This window comes from Treponema sp. (assembly GCF_045657965.1).
GTDB lineage: Bacteria > Spirochaetota > Spirochaetia > Treponematales > Treponemataceae > Treponema_D.
The window spans coordinates 1-11,371 of sequence record NZ_JAZOUG010000034.1 but is presented as its reverse complement, the minus strand read 5'-3'; the positions used below and the strand labels follow the sequence as shown (position 1 = coordinate 11,371).

The window sequence follows — 11,371 nt, the reverse complement described above, 5'->3', positions numbered from 1 at the left end:
TACCGCATCTTTGAGAATAAGTTGGACGGTGTGATAAAGGTGGCAATAATTTGATATTTATAATTATAAAAATAATTGGATTCATAATTTTCATAACAGGTACTGCAGAAATAAATTTTTCACCACAAAATAAAAGAATTATAGGGGTACTTAATATATTTAACCCAACAATCATTGGAAGTGACAGATAAATAATGATAGTAAGATTTTTTTGAATTAATAATTTCAGTTCTTCTTTTTTTGAATTATTTGCATAATAAGCTAAACGCGGAAACATTACAGCACTGAATGCAGTAATTAAAGTGAGAACCATTCTGTTAATTTTTGTTGCTGCTGAATAAAAGCCCACCTGTTTATCATCAGATAAAAAACCAAGCATTGTAGTGTCCAGAATATTATAAACACTGACAAAAATTGTAATGCTGAATAATTTAAAAATAGGTGAGATATGTTTTTTTAATTCTAATTTTTTATCTATTAGTTTTAGTTTTATAAATTTTCGGGAATGAATAATATTTAAAATATTGGAACCGGCTGCACTTATTACAGAAATAAGCATGTATCTGTAAATATCAGCTTTTGTTTTAACCAGAGTAAAAATCAGAATAATACTGACAAATTGAAACATTATCGTCCGAACAGTAATGTATCCATATTCTTCAAGTCCGCCGTAAACCCATCCGATTCCGACTGTTAAAAGAAAAATATTCAGACTCGAAATAAAAATGAGCAGACTATAATTATGAAGAAATGGAATTATAATAACTGCAATAATCAGTAAAATATAAGCGGCTGCCGTTGAAATAAGATTAATTAATAATGCTTCGGAACAGAATTTATTCAACTCATCCGTTTTATCTCTAAGTCTTGCAACTTCCCTGCAGCCATAAGTTCCAATGCCTAAACCTGCAAGCATAGAAAAATAGGAAACAATTGAGTTTGCAAAATTTATTTGTCCCATTCCGTCTGGTAATAAAATTCTAGAGGCGTATGGGAAAGTTATAATTGGGAAAATAATGCTCATTATATTTTTTATAACATTGAGAGCTGCATTTTTTTTAAGCGATTTTTCTTGTTTCATTTATAACGCTAAATTATACTATGTAAAATAGTTTAAGGAAAGTTTTCCGGAATAGATTTTTTTTTAGATTTTCAGCTATATTATAAAACATGGGAATATATCTTAATCCGGATAACTTCAAACCACGTAATCACCATTTTGACACTCTCCTCATTTTATGCTAATTTATTCAATATATGAACAGTGACGTAGCAACATTACAAAACATTGCAGATACCCTCAAAGAAGAACCAATGGCAAGCCAGCGTGTACTTGCAGAAAATGCAGGAATGTCAATCGGACTTATGAATGCCGTAATCAAACGCTTTGTAGAACGCGGCTGGATTATGCTTACCAATGTGAATCTTCGAAAACTCTCTTATGCAATTACACCTGCCGGAATCTCAGAGCTCACCGCCCGCAGCCAGACTTTTGCTAAACGCACATTTGCCATTGCAAACCGCTACAACGACACTCTCTGCAACGCTGTTTCAGAAGCAAAGAAACAGGGCAAAAATAAACTTGTCCTTTACGGAAAAAGCTATATCAAGTTTCTGCTCATTTATGCCTGCCAGACTCTCAATGTCACATTCATAGAAAAATCTGCAACCGACCCGATTGAACCAAATGCCTTCTGCGTAATCGGCGAACAGAATGATGAAGCAGAGAGCAAACGTCTTTCAGAGCAGGGCTGTGTAAACCTGTTGGATTTGATTGAAGAGTAGAGCAGTAAGGTCTATGGAATACTACTGTGTAATGGTGAAAACCGGTGAAGAAGAAGCGTTTAAAAAGCGTGCGATGCAAGCCTTACAGGAACAGTTTCCGGAAGTAAATTTTTTCTTTTTCTATCACATGCGAAAATCCAACAGAGGCGAATATTACGAAAAACCGATGTTTGAAGGATATGTCTTTTTTCAGGTAGAAACACTGACAGCAGAGTTTTTCTCAATTCTACGCAAAGTAAAAGGCTTTTTAAGAATCCTCCGCGAGAATTCAGCTCCAACAAGAATCCTAGGACCTGCTTTGGAAGAATTAAAGCTCTTCATTCGAAACGGCGAACACTGGGGCATTGCAAAAATCAAATTCACCCCAGATCAGAAGGTGAGGGCTGTTTCCGGCTATTTCAAAGGTTTGGAAGGTTATGTTTACCGCGTGAATCACAAAAAACAAACGATAACAATTACCACTTCGCTTACAATGACTTCTCGACGGCTTGATGTTCTTTATGAGGAAGTCGAAGCTGTAGAAGAGTCGGAAGAAAAATAATGAAACAGCAGTATTTTTTGGATGATTATCTTAGTCATGAACATCATAAAACAATAAAAGAGCGGTTTTTTTATTGTGGATTGGCAATTCGGCCTGCTACTCCATTGATAATTTGTACATTTATAATAGCGGCTGTTTCGATTCCTTGCGTTCTTATTATGATTAAGTTCGCTACAAATTCTGTACCTTATAATTCTGCGTTCGCCATTCTTACAGGTATTGTTGCTTCAGTTTTTGTTTCGCTTATTCTTGAAATGATGAACAATTACAGGCATAACTATAAAAGGTTATTGGTCTTGCATGACTATCTTATGACTGTTGCAAATTATGAGGATCATGTGGAGTGGTGTATCCATGGTAGAACAGATGAATTATGCCCAAAAGATTTTTCAGCACGAAATATGGCTGTTGCAGAACTTGTCCTTGAAACAGGCCCTGTTATTGAGGCGGCATACAATACAGGGAAAGAGTATATGTCACTTGAAGAAATAAAGTATGCTATTTCAGTTGTTGAAGCTGCATGCTTGGCCACTTTATAAAACATGAACCTGGTTATCACATAGAATTATTACCATGGAATAAGCGGTTCGAAAAAGAAGAGAAAAAATTTGATAGAGACTTTTAAAAAACTGAAAACAAAATACTACAGAAACTTGATAAAGCTATAACCGAAGGCAACTTGACTACAGCTGAATTTGATGAATTTCTAAGGCTTAATGAAGAAATTCACGAAGCATACGAAACTAATTTTGATTACATTTATGAAAGATATGGATTTGATGACGATGAAGCTATAGATGCCGCACTAAAAGATAATGCTGAAAAATATGTCTCGGAAAGACACAAAAAAAATGAAACGTATGCAGCAGATTATTTTAAAAGCCGAAGGAAAATGCTGTGAGTAGGAATAATTTGGAGTTTTTCTTATGAGTGATTCTATAGTTTTTGATGATGAGGGATTCCCGAGCCTCTGTATTGCGAAAGATAGAGGTGAAGATGGTGTCTCTCTTCCAAGTATGGAAATTGTTGCTAAAAGCATTTTTAGGCTTGATTACAATGAATGTCCCATTAGTGCATTTAACTTGGTGTCATCTCCACAAGGTCAGTTTTCTGGAATTTATATGCAGACTAAACCTCATGTTTTTGGAATTATGCTTGGAGAAGAGTGCAATCCATTTCTTTATAGAGGTGAAAATAAAAAATATGACGACTTCGTTCCCGGCTCAAAAAGATATGATTTTTCCAAGCCGGATACAGAACTAACACAGTGTATTGATTGGATAAAAAAACAGGAATTCTTAAATCTATTTAAACAGTCTCCTTATTATAATCGATGTAGAAAGTTTTCTGTTTTAGATTGCAATTACGATTTTGACTTAGAAGCTGTGGCACAGCATTACGGCTTTGTGACTAATTATATCGATGTTACAAAAGATTTGTTTACGGCCCTATTTTTTGCATATACTTATAAAGATTGTAATGGACAGTATCATCCAGTTAGTGATTTTTCAGAATATTCGCCTATGTTATATACAGCAAATATGCAGATGTTTGATGATGCTATTTTGGAACAAATAAAAATTATAGGATTCCAAGCAGTATTGCGTCCTTTTAAACAAAAGGCTCTTGCAATTGATACATCTATATTGGGAGCAAAAAAGTATTTTTCGGCTTGGGAATTACCCAAGGATTACGCCGTATCAAATGCAATTTTTGAGCATTTTTATAAAGGATTAAATCTTTTTCCAAATGAAATTATTTCATGTCATGCAGAAAACATCCGGAAGGATAAAAGGCTGGATACGTTCTTATTAAAAGATTATTGTGTATCTCATAAATTAGACTTTATTAATATTTGTGAAAAATTGAAAAAATCAGGAATCAAAATAACTGACTTACGTTATAATTTTTCTCCAGCTGAGTTATGTGTTATGAACACCGATATTTCAAGTGGAATTATTCCTTTCTTAGAGAGCAAAATAGCATACAGGGGCGTGTGCAAAATGGCTGAGCTTTAAGCAGATTGGGATTTTTTCTGTGAATATGGAGGAAGTATGAATTTAAAAGAGTGTTATAACAAAATATTTACAAAAAAACGGTATCTCCAAATAACTTCGGATGAGTTGCATCTAAATTCCCAAATCGAATACAAGCTTCGAAATTATAATAGACATGTAAGCCGTTCGTTCTCTTGAAAAGAGGGGGTGTTTTGTGCTAACATTTTGTATACTATGGCAGAAAAATTACTGATTCAGAATTTTGGCCCCATTATTGAGGTTGATTTTGATGATATCAGACCGCTGACAATTCTTATTGGCGAATCTGGAAGTGGTAAAAGTACTATTCTTAAAGTTCTCTCTTTATTTAGATGGATTTATAAACGTGTAAGTCTGCGTTCATATTTACAGCATGCCCAAATCAAGCAAACTGGGATTGGTTTTAAAATTCAATCTTTGCTTAAAATTTCAGGAATATACGAATACTTAAATGACGAATCAGTAATTGTTTACACTAGAGATAAATATGTCATTGAAATGAAAAATAAGACTGTTAATATACGGTTTACGATTGCTCCTGATGATTTATGTTTGGATAAAGTTTGTTATATAAGTGATAAACGCGCTATGGTTGCAGATTTTATTGATAATAAAATGGAACGCAAGGTAGCAAATTATTATCTGCAAGATACAATTGATAACTTTTCTACAGCTTATGATGTAATTAAGCAGTTTCCAATGGATTATTTAGGAGTCGAATTTAGAGTTGAAAAAGCAAATAATTCGCCAGAAAGATTAAAAATCCATGGCTTGGATTCAGATTACTCTATAGAAATGAAAAATGCTTCATCTGGTATTCAGACGGTTACGCCATTAGCCATGATTGTTTGTTATTACGCTACCAAGTATAATGCAGTTGATTCTATGAATTCTGCTTTATTTAAGCTTATGGCAGATACTGATATGCTCAAGGAATTTAATTCGGCCAAAAATGTTGGTGAAATAAAAAAACGTGCAGTACATATAATGATTGAAGAGCCGGAATTGAGTCTTTATCCACAAAGTCAGAAATATTTAATGGATTATCTGGTAAAATCGTGCTACCAGCAAGAACATGATTATGATATGACTTTGATGATTGCAACACATAGTCCATATATTGTGAATTATTTGAATCTTCTTGCAGGACGTGCAACTAAGAATATAGACACTCCGTATAAACTAAATTTTAAAGATATAGACGCTTACGAAATTTCAGGTGGTTTTGCAACTTCTCTAAAAGTAGATGGTGAAAAACAAATTTTTGATACCCGTTCACTTTCAGATCCGATTTCAGAGATTTACGAAGAGTACAATCAGTTTGGTTTATAGGGGTTATGAAAGAGCTTATAAAATCGGAATTGTTCAAATATATTAATTCTCACCGTTCAGGCAATTTAGAAGAATGGAAAAATCCTGTTATCGTTCTTACAGAGGTGATTTCCGATAGTATTTTTGAAATCGCCGATTTAAGAGGTGAAAGTGGTTCAATCAAACGAGAAAATGGAAAAGGCGAAGCTACCTATTATAATTCTAAAAATCTGGCTCTTTGTTTTATTCGTTTTGAAGATTTTATAAATCAATTTAGAAAATACGACGCAAGTGGTAAGATTGAAAAAGATTGGACAAAAGGGTTGAGTCGTCCTGATTATATAGCATATGATACTGGTGACGGGAAAGATTTTTTTATCATCCATGAATTGTCGAGTGGAGTGATTGGTAATAAGCACAAAGATGGAAAATTGCAGCTGTTAAATACTGTTCGCTTGCTGACTTCTCAGAAATCAATTAATGATGTATTGCAGAACGATTTCAAAGAGCGGCTTTGTTTTTTGTCGGCTCGTGGTTGTGTAGAATATACTCCAAATGGGAATGCAGACAGCTTTATGGAAATCTATAAGCAATTACCAGATCCATTACCAATAAACAATAAATTAATAGAAAAACGCAATTTTAAAGCCTTTGAGACAAAAGCAATAAAACTTTAAATAGTTGCCACACGACCCCGACCTTACAACCGCAGATTTTGCGTTAGCAAAATCGAATCCGTGTGACCTTTTTCTTTTACGCTACCGTTACTTCAGAATCAATATTCGCAGTAAAATACGTATTCCCCGGCTTGGTCACAATGCTTACACTGTAATTGCCGGCGGCAAGACCTGCAGGACGGTTACGCGGTAGAGCTTTGCTTCGCCTGTGATGTCCGGCGGAACCTGGCGGTATTCAAGCTTTTCTTTTACGCTTGAAGCGACGGAGTCGCTTGCGTTGAATAAAAAGCCCAATGTGTGGTTACCGGTTCCAAGGGTAAAGCCGTCCTGAATGTTTGCGCAGGTGCCTGTGGCGTTTGCCCGCACTGTGCCGAACGGAAGCTCCACGCTGTAGCCTTTGGCAAGGTATTTTACAACGATTGTTTCCATTACAGAAAGCATACCAAGATAGTCTGCCTCTGTAAAAGAAGAGTACCAGTCTGCCATCTCTTTTGCGAGTGCGGCAGTTTTGAGGTTTTGTGAGCACGAACTTCTAAAGCAGAAGCCGTCTTTCGATTCATCCGTAACGAGTACGTTTTTAATAGTTTTGATATTGAGCATAGTTATGCCCTCCTTGATAAATTTGTGGCGGAATAATCGCCGCCGTACGATTTTTATTCATTCTGTGAACACATTGACAACAATCCGTTCTAAGTATAAACTTGAAAGACATTAGTTGTAACTGTTTATGAGTGCGAATGGGCACGTAAATAAGAGCAGCGTCTATTCTCTTTTCCGACATCAGCAGGGATTCTGCGGCGTGTATGGAGATTTTGTTTTGTCATTCCGAACTTGTTTCGGAATCTTACAGGTCTGCCAGAAAGGGAAGGGGTGTAGATGTTGCAAAGAAAACAGAGCAATTGATGTAATCTCACCACATTATTCTATCTTAAATACGAAACTAGAATCGCATTTTAAATTCTTCTAATCTCTATGACAGTAAATAAAATCGCAGTTGCAGGAACCGGTTATGTCGGCTTGTCTCTTGCTACATTGCTTGCACAGCATAATGATGTTGTCGCAGTCGATGTAGTACAGGAAAAAGTGGATCTTCTTAATAGTAAGAAATCGCCAATTCAGGATAAAGAAATCGAAGAGTTCCTGGCAACAAAAACGCTTAAACTTGTAGCCACAACAGATGGCCGTACAGCTTACAAAGATGCAGACCTTATCATCATTGCAACACCGACAAATTATGACCCAAAGCTCAACTTCTTTGATACACGCTATGTAGAGCAGGTTATTGAACTTGTTCTGGATGTAAATCCAAATGCGATAATGATTATCAAATCTACAATTCCAGTTGGTTATACAAAATCTGTTCGCGAAAAATACAACACAAAGAATATAATTTTTGCTCCAGAGTTCTTGCGTGAAAGCAAAGCTTTATATGATAACCTCTACCCAAGCCGAATTGTTGTGGGAACAGATTTAGAAGACGAGCGTCTGGTAGATGCGGCACATACCTTTGCCCAATTACTTCAGCAGGGCGCAATTAAACAGAATATTGAAACTCTGTACATGGGCTTTACAGAAGCAGAAGCTGTAAAACTTTTTGCAAACACATACCTTGCCTTGCGTGTTAGCTATTTCAACGAGCTCGACACTTATGCAGAATTGAAGGGACTCGATACAAGGTCAATCATCCAAGGAGTTTCGTTAGACCCTCGCATAGGAGATTTTTACAATAATCCAAGCTTTGGCTACGGCGGCTACTGCCTTCCAAAAGATACAAAACAGTTGCTTGCAAACTATAATGATGTCCCGCAGAATCTTATTAGTGCAATTGTTCAGTCAAATACAACCCGTAAAGATCATATTGCACAGATGATTATTGATAGAAATCCAAAGAAGGTTGGTATTTACCGCCTTACAATGAAAAGCAATTCCGACAACTTCCGTGCCAGCGCAATTCAAGGAGTTATGAAGCGCATTAAGGCAAAAGGAATTGAAGTTGTAGTATATGAGCCGACGCTACATGAAGAAGCATTCTTTAATTCTAGGGTTGAAACTGATTTACAGAAGTTTAAAAGTGAGTGTGATGTAATTATCGCTAATCGTAAGTCAGATGAACTTATGGATGTTGCTGATAAGATTTATACACGCGATTTGATGGGAAGAGATTAACGCTATGGCAAAAATAGATTTGAATAAAAGAACAATTCTTGTAACAGGTTCAAGTGGTTTTATTGGTTCTAACCTTTGTAAGGCTTTATTGGAGCAATTTGAAGATATCAAAATAATCGGAATAGATAACATGAATGATTATTATGATGTATCTTTAAAAGAATACCGCTTATCACAATTGCAGAAATATTCAAATTACACCTTCATAAAAGGTGATATTGCAGACAAAGCATTCATACATGAAGTGTTTGCAAAATATCAGCCTTCTGTAGTTGTAAATCTTGCAGCTCAGGCGGGTGTACGATATTCAATTACAAATCCCGATGCATATATTCAGAGCAACATAATTGGATTTTTTAATATACTTGAAGCTTGCCGCTATTCTTATGATGATGGGAAAACAAAAGTTGATCATCTGGTTTATGCTTCAAGTTCTTCTGTATATGGCTCAAATAAAAAAGTTCCATATTCTACAGATGATAAAGTAGATAATCCTGTTTCACTTTATGCTGCTACCAAAAAGTCAAACGAACTATTAGCACATTCATACAGTAAATTATATGGATTTCCTTCTACTGGTTTGAGATTCTTTACAGTTTATGGACCAGCCGGCCGACCGGATATGGCTTATTTTAAGTTTACAAACAAAATTGTAATGGGCGAAAAAATCCAGATTTACAACAACGGCGATATGAAGCGTGACTTTACCTATATTGATGACATTGTAAAAGGAATTATTGCAGTTATGCAAAAAACACCAGAATTAACAGAAGATGGAGTTCCTTACAAAGTTTACAATATAGGAAACAGCCAGCCAGAAGATTTACTTACTTTTGTTAATACTTTGGAAGAATGCCTGAAAAATGAGGGCATAATTAATAAACCTGTAGAAAAAGAATTCTTACCAATGCAACCTGGTGATGTTTACCAGACTTTTGCAGATACTAGAGATTTGGAAAAGGATTTTGGTTTTAAGCCTAAAACATCTGTTAAAGAAGGTTTGTCAGCTTTTGCTAAATGGTATAAGGAAGCATATATAAACAAAAAGAATAAATAAAGGGGATTCTGAATGATAAAAGGGTTATTCTGTCATTATCTACCTATATACAAAGATATTGACGGAAATTATTGTAGTACTACGTTGACAAATGATTTATTCAGCCGATACTTTTGTGTTGTAGATGAATTATATGTGGCAACTAGAGTTTATCCAATTAATAAAACATATTCAGAAGCTCATCAAGAACTAATCAATTTAAAAAATGTAAATATAATAGAATTTCCAAATCTTAGTAACTTAAAGGGATTCTTTCTTGAATTACCTAAAGCAAGAAAAAAAATTCAACAGATTGCAAAAAATATGGATTTAATATTTATAAGAGGAGGAGTTATTGCCCTTCTTGGTGTTACAGCAGCACGAAAACTTCACAAACCATATTTAATTGAATGCGCTGGATGTGCTTGGGACGAATACTGGAATTACAGTTTCTCAGGCAAAATAATAGCTCCATACATGGAATATAGAGCAAAAAAAGATACTAAAAACGCCTCGCATGTTATTTATGTAACTGAAAAGTGGTTACAAAACCGTTATCCTACAAATGGAAAACACACAAATGCTTCAAATGTGATTCTAAACGCGATTGATGACAATGCATTAACAAAGAGACTTGAAAAAATAACTACATTTGATCATAAAAATATTCATATTGGTACTACAGGTGGTGTTGGAAATAAAGCAAAAGGACAGCAATTTGTAATTGAAGCGATTAGTAAATTATCACAAAAATACAATATAACTTATGAACTTGTTGGGTCTGGAGATAATACATACCTTTTAAACATGGCAAAAAAATTTAACGTAGAAGATAAAGTTGTTTTTAAAGGTCAGTTAACACACGAAGAAGTTCTTGAATGGTTAGATTCTCTTGATTTTTATATACAGCCAAGTATGCAAGAAGGTTTGCCTAGAGCATTGATAGAAGCTATGAGCCGTGCATGTCCAGCAATAGGTTCTACAACTGCAGGTATACCAGAGCTACTGGAACCCCAATATATTTTTAAAAGGGGAAAGGTAAAAGATTTAATAAGAGTTATGAACTATTCTTTTGACAATGAGTTAAGAGAAATAGTTGAACGAAACTTTTTGAAAAGCAAAGAGTATCAGATTGATAATCTTAATAAAAGACGAACTGCTTTATACAAAGACTATCTAATGTTTATTAAAGGGGAATGATTTATGAAAGTAATTTGTATTAGCTGTTCTGATCATTATGATACGAGAATGCATGGGGTTACTGATTTTTTTATTAATAGAGGCGACGAAACAAAATATTTAATTTCTGATTTTAACCATTTTACAAAATCCAGATATATAGAAACTCATGGAAACGCTAAACAATTACATGTCCCTGTTTACAAAAAAAATATATCTCCTCAAAGACTTATATCACATTATATATTTTCACAAAAGGTTCTTAAAGAAATAAATACAATTAAACCTGATTTAATATACTGTATGATTCCACCAAATTCATTGGCAAAATTCGTTTCAAAATATAAGAATAAGAATCCAAAATGTAAATTGATTTTTGATATATATGATATGTGGCCCGAAAGTTTTCCATATAAAAAGAATAATCCATTAATTAAGGTTGGCTTTAGAATATGGGCAAATCTACGTGATAGATATATAAAAAATACTGATATAATACTTGCTGTTTCTGAAAAAGCAAAACAAACAATTGATGAAAAATTTGGAGTTAATTCAAAAGTTTTAAGACCATTTGTTGTAACAGAAAGTCTTCCTGATTACTATGTCAACATAGAGAATGAAATATCATTTTGCTATATAG

13 protein-coding genes are annotated in these 11,371 nt (G+C 34.5%); 11 read left to right on the top strand and 2 right to left on the bottom strand.

From position 1 onward, the window contains the following. Positions 1-1,081 (bottom strand): flippase (locus ACKI5B_RS00990; protein WP_407425086.1); only part of this gene is annotated, 1,081 nt, incomplete at its 3' end. Positions 1,082-1,257: 176 nt separating this feature from the next. On the opposite strand from ACKI5B_RS00990, the gene ACKI5B_RS00985 reads away from it, so the two are divergent. The 7 genes from ACKI5B_RS00985 to ACKI5B_RS00955 all read left to right on the top strand — a co-directional run bounded on the left by ACKI5B_RS00985 (position 1,258) and on the right by ACKI5B_RS00955 (position 6,350). Next, on the top strand, positions 1,258-1,785 hold the full coding sequence (locus tag ACKI5B_RS00985) for a winged helix-turn-helix transcriptional regulator (RefSeq protein ID WP_407425085.1): 528 nt from the start codon (positions 1,258-1,260) through the stop codon (positions 1,783-1,785). A 13-nt stretch (positions 1,786-1,798) separates the two neighbouring features. Then, complete coding sequence (nusG, locus tag ACKI5B_RS00980) at positions 1,799-2,326, top strand: transcription termination/antitermination protein NusG (RefSeq protein WP_407425084.1); 528 nt, start codon at positions 1,799-1,801, stop codon at positions 2,324-2,326. A gap of 158 nt (positions 2,327-2,484) precedes the next feature. Next, positions 2,485-2,865: a hypothetical protein gene (locus ACKI5B_RS00975; protein ID WP_407425083.1), complete on the top strand. Its 381-nt coding sequence runs from the start codon at positions 2,485-2,487 to the stop codon at positions 2,863-2,865. Positions 2,866-3,005: 140 nt separating this feature from the next. Then, a complete protein-coding gene (locus ACKI5B_RS00970) occupies positions 3,006-3,227 on the top strand; it encodes a hypothetical protein (RefSeq protein ID WP_407425082.1) in 222 nt (73 codons plus the stop codon). Between the two features lie 25 nt (positions 3,228-3,252). Further along, positions 3,253-4,344, top strand: a complete 1,092-nt coding sequence (locus ACKI5B_RS00965; protein ID WP_407425081.1) for an FRG domain-containing protein — start codon at positions 3,253-3,255, stop codon at positions 4,342-4,344. Between the two features lie 213 nt (positions 4,345-4,557). After that, on the top strand, positions 4,558-5,694 hold the full coding sequence (locus ACKI5B_RS00960) for an AAA family ATPase (protein WP_407425080.1): 1,137 nt from the start codon (positions 4,558-4,560) through the stop codon (positions 5,692-5,694). A gap of 5 nt (positions 5,695-5,699) precedes the next feature. Further along, positions 5,700-6,350, top strand: coding sequence for a hypothetical protein (locus ACKI5B_RS00955; RefSeq protein ID WP_407425079.1), 651 nt, complete (start codon positions 5,700-5,702; stop codon positions 6,348-6,350). Between the two features lie 144 nt (positions 6,351-6,494). On the opposite strand, the gene ACKI5B_RS00950 is transcribed toward ACKI5B_RS00955, so the two are convergent. Continuing rightward, positions 6,495-6,950, bottom strand: a complete 456-nt coding sequence (locus tag ACKI5B_RS00950) for a DNA-binding domain-containing protein (RefSeq protein ID WP_407425078.1) — start codon at positions 6,948-6,950, stop codon at positions 6,495-6,497. A 372-nt stretch (positions 6,951-7,322) separates the two neighbouring features. On the opposite strand from ACKI5B_RS00950, the gene ACKI5B_RS00945 reads away from it, so the two are divergent. The 4 genes from ACKI5B_RS00945 to ACKI5B_RS00930 form a co-directional block, all read left to right on the top strand. Next, positions 7,323-8,516 (top strand): nucleotide sugar dehydrogenase, encoded by a 1,194-nt coding sequence (locus tag ACKI5B_RS00945; RefSeq protein WP_407425077.1) that lies wholly within the window; start codon positions 7,323-7,325, stop codon positions 8,514-8,516. 4 nt (positions 8,517-8,520) lie between these two features. Next, the gene (locus tag ACKI5B_RS00940) at positions 8,521-9,573 is read left to right on the top strand and encodes an NAD-dependent epimerase/dehydratase family protein (RefSeq protein WP_407425076.1); all 1,053 of its coding nucleotides are present in this window, start codon (positions 8,521-8,523) and stop codon (positions 9,571-9,573) included. Between the two features lie 12 nt (positions 9,574-9,585). After that, entirely contained in the window at positions 9,586-10,752 is a 1,167-nt protein-coding gene (locus tag ACKI5B_RS00935) for a glycosyltransferase family 4 protein (protein ID WP_407425075.1), read from the top strand. A gap of 3 nt (positions 10,753-10,755) precedes the next feature. After that, a partial coding sequence (locus tag ACKI5B_RS00930; RefSeq protein WP_407425074.1) for a glycosyltransferase occupies positions 10,756-11,371 on the top strand: 616 nt, incomplete at its 3' end.